The 14,163-nt window shown below is 47.6% G+C and carries 10 protein-coding genes; 3 read left to right on the top strand and 7 right to left on the bottom strand.

The window, feature by feature from the left end; genetic code table 11:
- Nucleotides 1-25: 25 nt before the first annotated feature.
- Complete coding sequence (locus ID12_RS14005) at nt 26-6,700, bottom strand: S-layer family protein (protein WP_080688170.1); 6,675 nt, start codon at nt 6,698-6,700, stop codon at nt 26-28.
- Nucleotides 6,701-6,874: 174 nt separating this feature from the next.
- Here ID12_RS14005 and ID12_RS14000 point away from each other — a divergent pair, with 174 nt between their 5' ends.
- On the top strand, nt 6,875-7,894 hold the full coding sequence (locus ID12_RS14000) for an LLM class flavin-dependent oxidoreductase (RefSeq protein WP_008346608.1): 1,020 nt from the start codon (nt 6,875-6,877) through the stop codon (nt 7,892-7,894).
- A gap of 38 nt (nt 7,895-7,932) precedes the next feature.
- On the opposite strand, the gene ID12_RS13995 is transcribed toward ID12_RS14000, so the two are convergent.
- A complete protein-coding gene (locus ID12_RS13995; RefSeq protein ID WP_017367404.1) occupies nt 7,933-8,553 on the bottom strand; it encodes an acetate uptake transporter in 621 nt (206 codons plus the stop codon).
- A 148-nt stretch (nt 8,554-8,701) separates the two neighbouring features.
- Here ID12_RS13995 and ID12_RS13990 point away from each other — a divergent pair, with 148 nt between their 5' ends.
- Nucleotides 8,702-9,523 carry a uroporphyrinogen-III synthase gene (locus ID12_RS13990; protein WP_008346611.1) on the top strand — a complete coding sequence of 274 codons (822 nt, stop codon included), beginning with the start codon at nt 8,702-8,704 and terminating at the stop codon, nt 9,521-9,523.
- A 39-nt stretch (nt 9,524-9,562) separates the two neighbouring features.
- Here ID12_RS13990 and uptA read toward each other — a convergent pair whose 3' ends face one another.
- The 3 genes from uptA to ID12_RS13975 are packed head-to-tail and all read right to left on the bottom strand — an operon-like array spanning nt 9,563 to nt 11,512.
- Entirely contained in the window at nt 9,563-10,165 is a 603-nt protein-coding gene (uptA, locus tag ID12_RS13985; protein WP_007499192.1) for an undecaprenyl phosphate transporter UptA, read from the bottom strand.
- 53 nt (nt 10,166-10,218) lie between these two features.
- A complete protein-coding gene (gene galU / locus ID12_RS13980) occupies nt 10,219-11,100 on the bottom strand; it encodes a UTP--glucose-1-phosphate uridylyltransferase GalU (RefSeq protein ID WP_017367402.1) in 882 nt (293 codons plus the stop codon).
- A gap of 4 nt (nt 11,101-11,104) precedes the next feature.
- Nucleotides 11,105-11,512 (bottom strand): GtrA family protein, encoded by a 408-nt coding sequence (locus tag ID12_RS13975; protein ID WP_025207470.1) that lies wholly within the window; start codon nt 11,510-11,512, stop codon nt 11,105-11,107.
- Between the two features lie 167 nt (nt 11,513-11,679).
- On the opposite strand from ID12_RS13975, the gene ID12_RS13970 reads away from it, so the two are divergent.
- A complete protein-coding gene (locus tag ID12_RS13970) occupies nt 11,680-11,910 on the top strand; it encodes an excisionase family DNA-binding protein (RefSeq protein WP_008346618.1) in 231 nt (76 codons plus the stop codon).
- Between the two features lie 43 nt (nt 11,911-11,953).
- Here ID12_RS13970 and ID12_RS13965 read toward each other — a convergent pair whose 3' ends face one another.
- Together ID12_RS13965 and ID12_RS13960 are read right to left on the bottom strand one after the other, a co-directional pair.
- Nucleotides 11,954-13,054 (bottom strand): Ger(x)C family spore germination protein, encoded by a 1,101-nt coding sequence (locus ID12_RS13965; RefSeq protein WP_025207469.1) that lies wholly within the window; start codon nt 13,052-13,054, stop codon nt 11,954-11,956.
- Nucleotides 13,051-14,151 carry a GerAB/ArcD/ProY family transporter gene (locus tag ID12_RS13960; RefSeq protein ID WP_025207468.1) on the bottom strand — a complete coding sequence of 367 codons (1,101 nt, stop codon included), beginning with the start codon at nt 14,149-14,151 and terminating at the stop codon, nt 13,051-13,053. The genes ID12_RS13965 and ID12_RS13960 overlap by 4 nt, the downstream gene beginning before the upstream one ends.
- Nucleotides 14,152-14,163 lie beyond the last annotated feature (12 nt).

Raw genomic sequence — 14,163 nt, 5'->3', positions numbered from 1 at the left:
CTTTCTTTTTTTATCTTCGTCTCACTTAGCTGAGTCTAATGATGGTAAGCGATGCACCGGTTGCACCACCACCTATTAGAATGGCTGTTACAACCGCTCCGAAAAATTGTAATGAAATTGTATTTCCTGCTGTTAAATTGACAATAACTGTATTGCTCATAAAAGTTGTGGATACGGCAGAGGACTGAATTGAACCTGGAATAGCAGTTGATCCATTCAACCATAGCCTTGTGCTCACTAAAAGTGCAGTAGTGGTATTTACTTGATATGTGATATAGTATTTACCTGTTTGCTGGACTGTGAATGTATCATTTGAACCATTCGGCGTAAATCCATTAATATTTTGATTACTTGGTAAAGCAATGTTCGTACCACCAGCAATAGTAATGATTGTAGGACCTGTTGTATTTCCAGCATAAAGTGCCGTATCAGTTGGACCGCTAGCTCCAGTGGCACCAGTGATTCCGGTAGCTCCAGTTGGACCGGTGCCTCCAGTGGCACCAGTTGCACCCGTGCTGCCAGTGGTCCCAGTAGGTCCGGTTGAACCTGTAATTCCTGTAGCACCAGTAGCTCCAGTTGAACCTGTGATACCCGTGGCACCAGTTTCTCCAGTTGAACCTGTGATTCCCGTAGCGCCAGTCGGACCAGTTGGTCCAGTGCTGCCCGTTGCCCCAGTAGGTCCGGTTGAACCTGTGATACCAGTAGCACCAGTCGGACCGGTTGCACCTGTGATACCCGTGGCACCAGTCGGACCGGTAGCACCCGTGATACCTGTGGCCCCAGTAGCTCCAGTTGAACCTGTAATTCCTGTAGCACCAGTCGGACCGGTTGAACCTGTGATACCCGTGGCACCAGTAGATCCGGTTGAACCTGTGATACCAGTAGCACCAGTAGCTCCGGTTGAACCTGTGATACCCGTGGCCCCAGTAGCTCCAGTTGCACCCGTGATTCCAGTGGCCCCAGTAGCTCCGGTTGAACCTGTGATACCAGTAGCACCAGTAGCTCCGGTTGAACCTGTGATACCCGTGGCCCCAGTAGCTCCAGTTGCACCCGTGATTCCAGTGGCACCAGTAGATCCGGTTGAACCTGTGATACCCGTGGCCCCAGTAGGTCCGGTTGAACCTGTGATACCAGTAGCACCAGTAGCTCCGGTTGAACCTGTGATACCCGTGGCCCCAGTAGCTCCAGTTGAACCTGTGCTACCAGTGACCCCAGTCGGACCGGTTGAACCTGTAATTCCTGTAGCACCAGTAGCTCCAGTTGCACCCGTGATACCAGTAGCACCAGTCGGACCGGTTGAACCTGTGATACCAGTAGCACCAGTCGGACCGGTTGAACCTGTGATACCCGTGGCACCAGTCGGACCGGTAGCACCCGTGATACCTGTGGCCCCAGTAGCTCCAGTTGAACCTGTAATTCCTGTAGCACCAGTCGGACCGGTTGAACCTGTGATACCCGTGGCACCAGTCGGACCGGTAGCACCCGTGATACCAGTGGCCCCAGTAGCTCCGGTTGAACCTGTGATACCAGTAGCACCAGTAGCTCCGGTTGAACCTGTAATTCCTGTAGCTCCAGTCGGACCAGTTGGTCCAGTGCTGCCCGTTGCCCCAGTAGGTCCGGTTGAACCTGTGATACCCGTGGCACCAGTAGCTCCGGTAGCACCCGTGATTCCAGTGGCCCCAGTAGCTCCGGTTGAACCTGTGATACCCGTGGCCCCAGTAGGTCCGGTTGAACCTGTGATACCAGTAGCACCAGTAGCTCCGGTTGAACCTGTAATTCCTGTAGCTCCAGTCGGACCAGTTGGTCCAGTGCTGCCCGTTGCCCCAGTAGGTCCGGTTGAACCTGTGATACCCGTGGCCCCAGTAGCTCCAGTTGCACCCGTGATTCCAGTGGCACCAGTATCTCCGGTTGAACCTGTGATACCCGTGGCCCCAGTAGGTCCGGTTGAACCTGTGATACCAGTAGCACCAGTCGGACCGGTTGAACCTGTGATACCCGTGGCCCCAGTAGCTCCAGTTGAACCTGTGCTACCAGTGACCCCAGTCGGACCGGTAGCACCTGTGATACCAGTAGCACCAGTCGGACCGGTTGAACCTGTGATACCCGTGGCCCCAGTAGGTCCGGTTGAACCTGTGATACCAGTAGCACCAGTCGGACCGGTTGAACCTGTGATACCAGTAGCACCAGTCGGACCGGTTGCACCTGTGATTCCCGTAGCTCCAGTCGGACCAGTTGGTCCAGTGCTGCCCGTCACACCAGTGGCCCCAGTAGGTCCGGTTGCACCTGTGATACCAGTAGCACCAGTCGGACCGGTTGCACCTGTGATACCCGTGGCCCCAGTAGATCCGGTTGAACCTGTGATACCAGTAGCACCAGTAGGTCCGGTTGAACCTGTGATACCCGTGGCCCCAGTAGCTCCAGTTGCACCCGTGATACCTGTGGCCCCAGTAGATCCGGTTGAACCTGTAATTCCTGTAGCACCAGTAGCACCAGTCGGACCGGTTGAACCTGCGATACCCGTGGCACCAGTCGGACCGGTTGAACCTGTGATACCCGTGGCCCCAGTAGCTCCAGTTGCACCCGTGATTCCAGTGGCCCCAGTAGCTCCGGTTGAACCTGTGATACCAGTAGCACCAGTAGCTCCGGTTGAACCTGTGATACCCGTGGCCCCAGTAGCTCCAGTTGCACCCGTGATTCCAGTGGCCCCAGTAGGTCCGGTTGAACCTGTGATACCCGTGGCCCCAGTAGCTCCAGTTGCACCCGTGATTCCAGTGGCACCAGTAGATCCGGTTGAACCTGTGATACCCGTGGCCCCAGTAGGTCCGGTTGAACCTGTGATACCAGTAGCACCAGTAGCTCCGGTTGAACCTGTGATTCCAGTGGCCCCAGTAGCTCCAGTTGAACCTGTGCTACCAGTGACCCCAGTCGGACCGGTAGCACCTGTGATACCTGTAGCACCAGTCGGACCGGTTGAACCTGTAATTCCTGTAGCACCAGTAGCTCCAGTTGCACCCGTGATACCAGTAGCACCAGTCGGACCGGTTGAACCTGTGATACCAGTAGCACCAGTCGGACCGGTTGAACCTGTGATACCCGTGGCCCCAGTAGGTCCGGTTGAACCTGTGATACCAGTAGCACCAGTCGGACCGGTTGAACCTGTGATACCAGTAGCACCAGTCGGACCGGTTGCACCTGTGATTCCCGTAGCTCCAGTCGGACCAGTTGGTCCAGTGCTGCCCGTCACACCAGTGGCCCCAGTAGGTCCGGTTGCACCTGTGATACCAGTAGCACCAGTCGGACCGGTTGCACCTGTGATACCCGTGGCCCCGGTAGATCCGGTTGAACCTGTGATACCAGTAGCACCAGTAGGTCCGGTTGAACCTGTGATACCCGTGGCCCCAGTAGCTCCAGTTGCACCCGTGATACCTGTGGCCCCAGTAGATCCGGTTGAACCTGTAATTCCTGTAGCACCAGTAGCACCAGTCGGACCGGTTGAACCTGCGATACCCGTGGCACCAGTCGGACCGGTTGAACCTGTGATACCCGTGGCCCCAGTAGCTCCAGTTGCACCCGTGATTCCAGTGGCCCCAGTAGCTCCGGTTGAACCTGTGATACCAGTAGCACCAGTAGCTCCGGTTGAACCTGTGATACCCGTGGCCCCAGTAGCTCCAGTTGCACCCGTGATTCCAGTGGCCCCAGTAGGTCCGGTTGAACCTGTGATACCCGTGGCCCCAGTAGCTCCAGTTGCACCCGTGATTCCAGTGGCACCAGTAGATCCGGTTGAACCTGTGATACCCGTGGCCCCAGTAGGTCCGGTTGAACCTGTGATACCAGTAGCACCAGTAGCTCCGGTTGAACCTGTGATTCCAGTGGCCCCAGTAGCTCCAGTTGAACCTGTGCTACCAGTGACCCCAGTCGGACCGGTAGCACCTGTGATACCTGTAGCACCAGTCGGACCGGTTGAACCTGTAATTCCTGTAGCACCAGTAGCTCCAGTTGCACCCGTGATACCAGTAGCACCAGTCGGACCGGTTGAACCTGTGATACCAGTAGCACCAGTCGGACCGGTTGAACCTGTGATTCCCGTAGCTCCAGTCGGACCAGTTGGTCCAGTGCTGCCCGTCACACCAGTGGCCCCAGTAGGTCCGGTTGAACCTGTGATACCAGTAGCACCAGTCGGACCGGTTGAACCTGTGATACCCGTGGCACCAGTAGCTCCGGTTGAACCTGTGATACCCGTGGCCCCAGTAGCTCCAGTTGCACCCGTGATACCCGTGGCACCAGTCGGACCGGTTGAACCTGTGATACCCGTGGCACCAGTAGCTCCAGTTGAACCTGTGCTACCAGTGACCCCAGTCGGACCGGTAGCACCTGTGATACCTGTAGCACCAGTAGCTCCGGTAGCACCTGTGATACCTGTAGCACCAGTAGGTCCGGTTGAACCTGTGATACCAGTAGCACCAGTCGGACCGGTAGCACCTGTGATACCCGTGGCACCAGTCGGACCGGTAGCACCCGTGATACCTGTGGCCCCAGTAGCTCCAGTTGAACCTGTAATTCCTGTAGCACCAGTCGGACCGGTTGAACCTGTGATACCCGTGGCACCAGTCGGACCGGTAGCACCCGTGATACCAGTGGCCCCAGTAGCTCCGGTTGAACCTGTGATACCAGTAGCACCAGTAGCTCCGGTTGAACCTGTAATTCCTGTAGCTCCAGTCGGACCAGTTGGTCCAGTGCTGCCCGTTGCCCCAGTAGGTCCGGTTGAACCTGTGATACCCGTGGCCCCAGTAGCTCCGGTAGCACCCGTGATTCCAGTGGCCCCAGTAGGTCCGGTTGAACCTGTGATACCAGTAGCACCAGTAGCTCCGGTTGAACCTGTGATACCCGTGGCCCCAGTAGCTCCGGTTGAACCTGTGATACCCGTGGCCCCAGTAGCTCCAGTTGCACCCGTGATTCCAGTGGCCCCAGTAGGTCCGGTTGAACCTGTGATACCCGTGGCCCCAGTAGCTCCAGTTGCACCCGTGATACCAGTGGCACCAGTAGATCCGGTTGAACCTGTGATACCCGTGGCCCCAGTAGGTCCGGTTGAACCTGTGATACCAGTAGCACCAGTAGGTCCGGTTGAACCTGTGATACCCGTGGCCCCAGTAGCTCCAGTTGAACCTGTGCTACCAGTGACCCCAGTCGGACCGGTAGCACCTGTGATACCTGTAGCACCAGTCGGACCGGTTGAACCTGTAATTCCTGTAGCACCAGTAGCTCCAGTTGCACCCGTGATACCAGTAGCACCAGTCGGACCGGTTGAACCTGTGATACCAGTAGCACCAGTCGGACCGGTTGAACCTGTGATTCCCGTAGCTCCAGTCGGACCAGTTGGTCCAGTGCTGCCCGTCACACCAGTGGCCCCAGTAGGTCCGGTTGAACCTGTGATACCAGTAGCACCAGTCGGACCGGTTGAACCTGTGATACCCGTGGCACCAGTAGCTCCAGTTGCACCCGTGATTCCAGTGGCCCCAGTCGGACCGGTTGAACCTGTGATACCAGTAGCACCAGTCGGACCGGTTGAACCCGTGATACCTGTAGCACCAGTAGCTCCGGTAGCACCTGTGATACCTGTAGCACCAGTAGGTCCGGTTGAACCTGTGATACCAGTAGCACCAGTCGGACCGGTTGAACCTGTGATACCCGTGGCCCCAGTCGGGCCGGTAGCACCCGTGATACCTGTGGCCCCAGTAGCTCCAGTTGAACCTGTAATTCCTGTAGCACCAGTCGGACCGGTTGAACCTGTGATACCCGTGGCACCAGTAGCTCCAGTTGCACCCGTGATTCCAGTGGCACCAGTAGCTCCGGTTGAACCTGTGATACCCGTGGCACCAGTAGGTCCGGTTGAACCTGTGATACCCGTGGCCCCAGTCGGACCGGTTGAACCTGTGATACCCGTGGCGCCAGTAGGTCCGGTTGAACCTGTGATACCTGTAGCACCAGTAGATCCAGTTGCACCTGTGATTCCCGTTGCCCCAGTAGGTCCGGTTGAACCAGTAATTCCTGTAGCTCCAGTGCTGCCCGTTACTCCAGTAGAACCTGGAGCACCAGATGCTGCCAAAAGCGTATAATCCGGGGACGTATCTGGCGTACCTAAAGGTGGAGCAGAGTTCACAATATACGTACCACCTTCATAAGTGACCACTTGACCGACTGAATACATTGATGCTCTTTCTGGATCATATGTTTCAATACCACTTAATCCTACCCCTGTAGGGCCAGTTGGGCCAGTTTTCCCAGAAGCCGCCAAAAGGGTATAGTCGGGGGAAAGTCCAGGTATTCCTGAGGGAGCATCTACCTTAGCAATATAAGTACTGCCATTATACGTGACAACTTGACCAGCCTCGTAATCTTGTGATTGTGAGGGGTTAAAAGGGAGGACACCGGTTAATCCGCCAGCAGGTCCGGTTGGTCCGGTAGGCCCAACCGGACCTGCTGGGCCTCTTCGTCCAACCCTTTGAATTATTTTTGATTGTTTTTCTCCTTTTGCACAAGACGGATCCCCTTGAGGTCTGTTTTGTTTTGAATGTTCTTGTTTAATAAAAGGACAGTCTCTTCTTTGAGGACGATCATGACGTGATCTTTTGTAATGAGGCTGCTCATGATATCTACCGCAAAAGGGACATTTGTGATCGAATTGATTGTACAAATTGCCCATCTCCTAAAATTGATATTTCATTCTATGTACGAATTTTTAAATCGGAAGTAAAACCTAGAAAATTCATCATTTCGAAAATCATCGAATCAAATCATTTAAAAGTTAAATCGTTTTATGTTATGGTGTTGAAAGAATGAAACTAGTATGATTTTTGAAAGAAATGGGGCATCATGTATGAGTCAATCAGTTTTACAACGTGCAGCATATTCCGTGTTAAATTTATCCTCTGTAACAGAAGGTGGCACAATCAAAGAGTCATTTGAACATAGTATGGATTTAGCAAAAAAAGCTGAGAAGTGGGGCTACCATAGATATTGGCTTGCGGAGCATCATAATATGGAAGGGGTTGCGAGTTCAGCAACATCCGTCTTAATTGGATATATTGCCGGAGGGACTGAAAAGATCCGGGTTGGTTCTGGGGGGATTATGCTTCCAAACCATTCTTCACTCGTTATTGCAGAACAATTTGGAACACTGGAGACTTTGTATCCAGGGAGAATTGATTTAGGTCTTGGCAGGGCACCAGGAACAGATCAGTTAACGGCAAGGGCACTTAGACGTAATCTTCATAATGGGGAGGATTTCCCTGAGCAGCTTGAAGAACTTCGGCAATATTTCAAACCGACTGGTCAGGTCAAAAAACATGTAAGAGCCGTTCCGGGAGAAGGATTGGATATACCAATTTGGCTTCTTGGTTCAAGTGGTTTTAGTGCAAGGCTTGCAGGAGAACTGGGACTGCCATTTGCCTTTGCGGCACATTTCTCCCCTAAAAATACCATTCCTGCTTTAGAATTATACAGACAGTCATTTCAACCTTCAGATGTGTTAAAAGAACCTTATGCGATGGTTGGTGTGACGGTTTTTGCTGCTGATCAAACAGAGCGGGCTGAATATTTGGCGACGTCTCATTATCAGCGCTTCTTGAGCCTCATTCGCAATACACCAGGAAAACTCAAAGCCCCTGTTGAAAGTATGGATGGGTTATGGAGTCCATATGAGAAGGCGATGGTGGACGAACAATTAAGTTCGACGATGATCGGGGATAAACAAAAGGTGAAAAAAGAGTTAGAAGCCTTTATTGAAGCAACTCAAGCAGATGAAGTCATGATTAATTCTGATATGTTTGACCATCAAGAAAGAATGCGTTCTTATGAAATCATTGCAGAGATATTTCAAGAGGAACAAGAAAAATAAGAATAAAAAAAGAACTGCCAAGAGCAGTTCTTTTTTATTTATGCTTTAGTAAACACGCGAAATGGTTGTCCAACTGGCAGTACTGTACGACCAAAATGTGTATTCAGCACAACAGCTGCAGAACCATAAAATGAAAGAAGAGAAATAATCAATTCTGCAATACCAGCCATCGTATGAGTCACATCGTACATCACACCAAACGAGCTTAGAGACAGGCCAATGAATAAGAAATCAATAAAGACGAAAATCAAAAACAATACTTTATGTGTTTCCATTGCACCGATCGTCATAAATAAGCTGAAAATCAAATAACCAATAAAAGCAAAACCTAGTTGTTTTGAGTCCGCAGCTCCCGCAAGCGTTTTCCCAAAAACGCCAGCTTGAATGAGCCAAGTGGTTCCAACACCCATCCAAAAAAGACCGAATGCGCCGAAGGCAGTGGCTCCAAAAATATTATGATGCTTTGAATCTTGTATGGACGCGATCAGCTGCGCGATTCCTCCAAGGAAGATAGCCCAAGGTAAAATAAGAGATGTGCCATCTGTGATTCCTAGTTTTTGTGAAGACGCAACAAGCGTCACCATTGCTAAACCAAACAAACCAAGTGGTGTTGGGTCAGCGATTGATAATCGAATTGCTTGAACATTCTGTTTTTCCATAATGACCTCCTACAATTTGCACTTACAAAAGATACTCGAATTCGATAGAAACGTCAAGCTCTTTTTTAGTAGACACTTGCAACGTCTTCCAAATAAATCTATATTTAATACAATACATCATACATGTGATAGAAAAAGAGGGATGAGAATGAGTAAAGGCTTAGCTGGAAAGACCATTGCCATATGCGGAACAAGAAAAACAGAAGAAATGCGTACACTTGTTGAAAAGCAAGGAGGACAAGCTGTTATTCGTTCTCTTCAGGGCACTGTATTTTTAGCCAAAGAGGAATTGAAGCCAGGCATAGAAACCTTTGTAAAGAAGGGAGCTGACTGGGTCATTTTAACAACGGGTATCGGCACAGACACATTAATTGAAAGTGCAGAAGAGCTCCAGCTTGGAGAAGCATTTATGAACATTTTATCAAGTGCCCATATCGCTTCAAGAGGATACAAAACGTTTGCGGCTCTAAAAAAACACGGCATTCAGCCAGATGTTTCTGATGAAGATGGAACCGTTCGTGACCTCATTTCAAAGTTAGAAGACAAAGAACTTCAAGGTAAACGGGTCATGGTACAGCTTCACGGCGAAAATGCACCAGCTCTCATTGATTTTTTACATCACAAGGGAGCAGACGTTTTGCAGCTCATGCCATATCAGCACACGCCCCCTGAACCAGAGGCGGCAGACACTTTGCTTCAAGAAATGAAAGAAGGGAAGATCCATGCCGTTTGTTTTACAACTGCTGTTCAGGTTCATGCCTTTTTCAAACTAGCAGAAGAATGGGGCAAAAAAGAAGAACTGCAACTTCTATTCGAGCAGCATGTATTAGCTGTAGCTGTTGGAAAAGTCACAGCTGAAGCATTAAAAGAAGAGGGGATAAGCCGAATTCTAGCCCCTTCACTTGAAAGAATGGGTGCAATGATTATGGAATTATCTCAATATATGAAAAAACAATCGACGCACGCATAGAAAAAACGCCTTTCACATGACGAGTGAAAGGCGTTTTCGTTAGATTGTCCGTTTTCGATTTGTGCGAATTTTTTTCAAAACGAAATACAGTACGATGAGAACGATGGCAATGACCATAATTGGTGTTGTATACGTGTGAGCGACACTTTGAATGTGGTCCCATTTTGTCCCAAGCTGCATTCCAAGATAAATAAATAGGATGGACCAAGGGATGGCGGCTAATCCGGTCAAAAGAACAAATTTCAGAAATGGCATCTTTGCAATACCAGCTGGAATTGAGATCGCGTGGCGCACGACTGGTATAAATCGAGCTGTAAATACGACACCAGTTCCATATCGGTCAAACCAGCGTTCTGCCGTGGCAATATGATGCTCATGGATGAATAAATACTTCCCATACTTTGTTAAAAAAGGTCTTCCGCCGTAAAGGCCGATCCAGTAAATAAAGCACTGGGCAAGTGTTCCTCCAATCACCCCAGCGATGACGGCTCCAACAAATCCTATGCTGCCTGTTGACACCATATATCCGCCGTAGGCAAGTACAATTTCACTCGGGATAATTTCAATCATCAGTCCAAGTGCAACACCTGCGTAACCAAGGCTTGTCAGCCAGGTTAAAATTTCATTAAACAAGGTTCCCATTCATTTCACTCTGCCTTTAAATACGAATTTTCTTCAAGCATCCTTATAAGAGCCTATGCTTGTTTTGCTTCTCTCATGAGTATGCTTTGCATATATGCTAGCATGGCTGTCCGCATATCATGACGCATCAATCCAATTTCAGCCGCTGCCTTAAATGAGCCCAGCTTATCACCAACGTCAAATCTCATCCCATCTAATTGTTTTGCATAAATGGGTGATTCATGTGCAATGATTTTCAGCGCATCTGTCAGCTGGATTTCGTTCCCAGCACCTCTCTCGATTCCTTGTAGAATAGGAAAAATCGATGGTGTTAACAAATACCTGCCCATCACGGCAAAATCGGAAGGAGCTTCATGAATAGCTGGCTTTTCCACTAAGTCTGTGACTTCAAACACTTGACCGTCTACTCTAGCTGGTCTTATCATACCATACTTACTGACATCTAGACGATCCACTTGCTGGACGCCAATGACCTCTCTTTGTTTGTCTTCAAAGACTTCCATGAGCTGAGAAAGTGCAGGTCTTTCTGACACCATGACATCATCACCTAAAAGGACCGCAAAAGGATCATTGCCAGTAAAATGACGTGCACATAATACCGCATGTCCAAGACCTAAGGGCTCCTTTTGACGAATATAATGAATATTGGCCATATCCGCAATATGTTTGATTTCAGCCAGCTGTTCATTTTTTCCTTTTTCAAGCAACGTGTGTTCTAGCTCAATCGAACGGTCAAAGTGGTCTTCAATCGATTTTTTATTTCTTCCTGTGATAATTAGTATATCTTCAATGCCTGATTGAACAGCCTCCTCAACTATGTATTGAATGGCGGGTTTGTCGATAATCGGCAGCATTTCCTTTGGCTGTGCTTTCGTTGCGGGTAAAAAACGTGTGCCTAATCCAGCTGCTGGTATAACGGCTTTTTTGATATTCATTGAATCATCGCTCCATTTCTGATGGTTTATTTTCTGATGGAAACACCCATAGGCGGCTTCCAGTAAAAGTGATCATCATGCCAAGAAGGGTACCAATCGCTTTACTAATGAATAATGAGAAACCTGCTTGCTGCATGACATATAAGACAACATAGGTGAGAAGGCACGCTGCGCCGTTGACTGTGGCCCACTTGATCCATTCCCACTTGTCCGCTTTCTTTTTCACTTGGAACGTCCATTTTCGATTCCAAACATAACTGTTCAGCATTCCTGCGGTATAGGACAGGCACTGTGCAAGAAAAGAGGGGACAAAGCAAGCAGTTAAAAAAAAGAAGAACAGAAAGTCAATCATCGTATTGCTAGCGCCTACAGTTAAAAATGCGGCATAGGTCCGAATATTTTTCTTTGTCATGCGAAGGATCATCACCTCCTAGTGTTTGAGTGGGTGTATGAATACTGTACAAAAGCGAGTTGACGAATCAGTGAAGAAAAGATGAAAAAAACATGAACAAGCGATATCTGTTTTTTCACCAGCTCGTGATATAATTTGTAAGATGAAACGAACGGTGGTGCACATGCATGTATTTAACAATTGGAGAAACAGCTGAATACTTAGAAGTATCAGAAGCATATGTTGAAAAATTAATCCAGCAAAAAAAGATTCGTTACGTATTTGACGGGGAATCGTATCTCATTTATCAAGGGCAGTTTCAAACCCATATGAAACAGCTAGAACAATATAAAGAGCTCATTCAAGACATCTTAAATGAACCAATCCCTGAGGACCCGGACGTAAAAGATGAAGATTAAAAAAGACTGTACGAGAAGGGAGAACCTTTTCATACAGTCTTTTTTATTGGCTGACACCCGTTTGGACAATGTTCATATGACAATTCACTTGGACATCTGCATCAGGGTAGAGTTTTTGCCATTTCTCCGGTGTCATGGCTTTATCTTTAGAGCGATATCTCAAACCAAGTCCAAGTGGATCAATTTTTTGCTTTTTAAAGGATTGAACAAGGTCTTGCCCTTGCTGGGCCACACGCTTCTCCACTTCTTTTTCAACATGCTGCAAAATAGAAGGCGTATCGATTTTTTTTGATTTCATGAATTCTTTTAACTCACCTTTCAGCTTGATATCAATGGTGATATGAGGCTTTTTTGAAAGGTTTTCAGTTGGTTTAATGTGATAAGACACATGTGATTTGATATTTTCAATAACAACATGGGTTTTCTTTCTGTCATTAAATCGAAACTCATAAATCCCATTTTTATGATTTTCAATCATCGCTTTAAACGTAAATGTATCTTCCCCTGGAATATGCCCAACCATTTTTTCTTGATCAAAAAGAGCGACACCTGACACTTTAATAGAGTTGCTTGTATTTTTAATGTAAGGGAGGTAGGCATCCACGCCTTTTGCCATCATCTGATTCATAAAAATATGCTGATTGGTCACAGGTTGATTGCCGTTTCGCATGTTTTGAGCCAGCAAATCTGAAAGATATACACCGATATTTAAGTTGGTTTGATTCATTTTTGTATGCAATAAATCTTCAACTTCTCCGTCTACTATGGCAAATACTTGACGAGACCCAATGATCGGATCACGATAGATGTAATTCATCAAATCAATCATACCCACTTCTTTCGCCAGCTTTTCACTTATTAAAATCACGAGTACTTGTCCCATGACAACGGGGAAAGGCGATTTTTCCGAAACAAGAAACTGAATATTACTAATGGTATTTGACTTAGCACTTACAATTTGATAGCTTCCTTGTTCTTCGCTTTTAAAAACAGGGAAAACAAAGAAGCCCTTCATTTCTCCATCTTCCAATAAGTCAAATCCCGCCGCCTGCGAGATACTTAATTCATCTAAGAGACGAGGCTGTGCACAGCTCGTTAAGAAAAGACTCAATAACATGAGACATATCAGAATAGAATGTTTCATGTTCGTTTTTTCACCCACCTTTTTTTCAGCAGCAGCCCAATGATCATACATCCAATCAATCCATAGATGAGGATGTATCCGCTATATTCCACCCATTTATTAAATGTCTCAAATGAGGTAGCTCTGATAAAAAATGAAAACATGACGAGAATGAGAAGGCTGAGAACTATTAACGTGGTGCGCTGGCTCGTGTGAAACACTTGTTTTGCCATTCTGCTGGCTGCCCATAATGGAATAGCGATATTCGGAACGATAAGCAAAAGCCATAGCGACACTTCAATAAATTCAAAGCGCTGGATAAACGGAAGTTTGACAATGCTGGTTAATGTCAATGTCGGCCATTTCGTTAGTTCGAGCTGAGCACTTGAGTAGTACGCTATAGAGACGAGAAATACAAGCAAATTCAGGCATGTCGTTAGCAACACTCCCATATGTGCAAATTTTTGCGACGTTTGTGCTTTTTTAATAAAGGGATAATAGACAAGCAATGTTCCAAAACCAAACATGGATAAAGAGGCATCTTTGACCCCCATCATGAGTTGTGAAAATGAATGATCAAACATGGGGAACATAAACCGGATGTGACTATATTTCATGACATAAAAGCAGATAAAGGTCATCCAGTACGTTAGAACAATGCTAAAGAATGCCCAGCCAGCGATTGTTCTAAATCCGCCTGTGTGAATGTAATAGACGAGGATGAGCAGCACTGATGCAAATAAAAGACCAGGAATTTCTTTAAACAGCCAAACATGGATCACATCCATATAATGAACAAGCACAATCAAAGACAATGAAGAAAAATACAAAATGTAGAGAATGTTGATGAATTGTCCGAGCCATTTACCAAACACAGATTGCGTAATGTCACTAAATTCGTCAGTAGGTGCTTTTTTAAACAAAAAGTAAATGAGGAAGATCATCAAATTGACGCTTGCACCAGCAATTAAAATGGCGATCCACCCATCATTATTAATCGTCCGGACAAGATTCGTCTGGAAATTTAAAATACCAACACCTACTTGATTGGCATTGATCAGAAAAAACACAAAAAAAGGGGACACTTGAAATTTTTCTTTCACAGAAGAAGAGCTCATGCCTTCACTTCC

Origin of the sequence: Bacillus altitudinis (genome assembly GCF_001191605.1) — a bacterium.
Taxonomy (GTDB): Bacteria; Bacillota; Bacilli; order Bacillales; family Bacillaceae; genus Bacillus; species Bacillus altitudinis.
The sequence above is the reverse complement of the archived record's forward strand: the minus strand, read 5'-3'. Positions and strand labels throughout refer to the sequence as shown.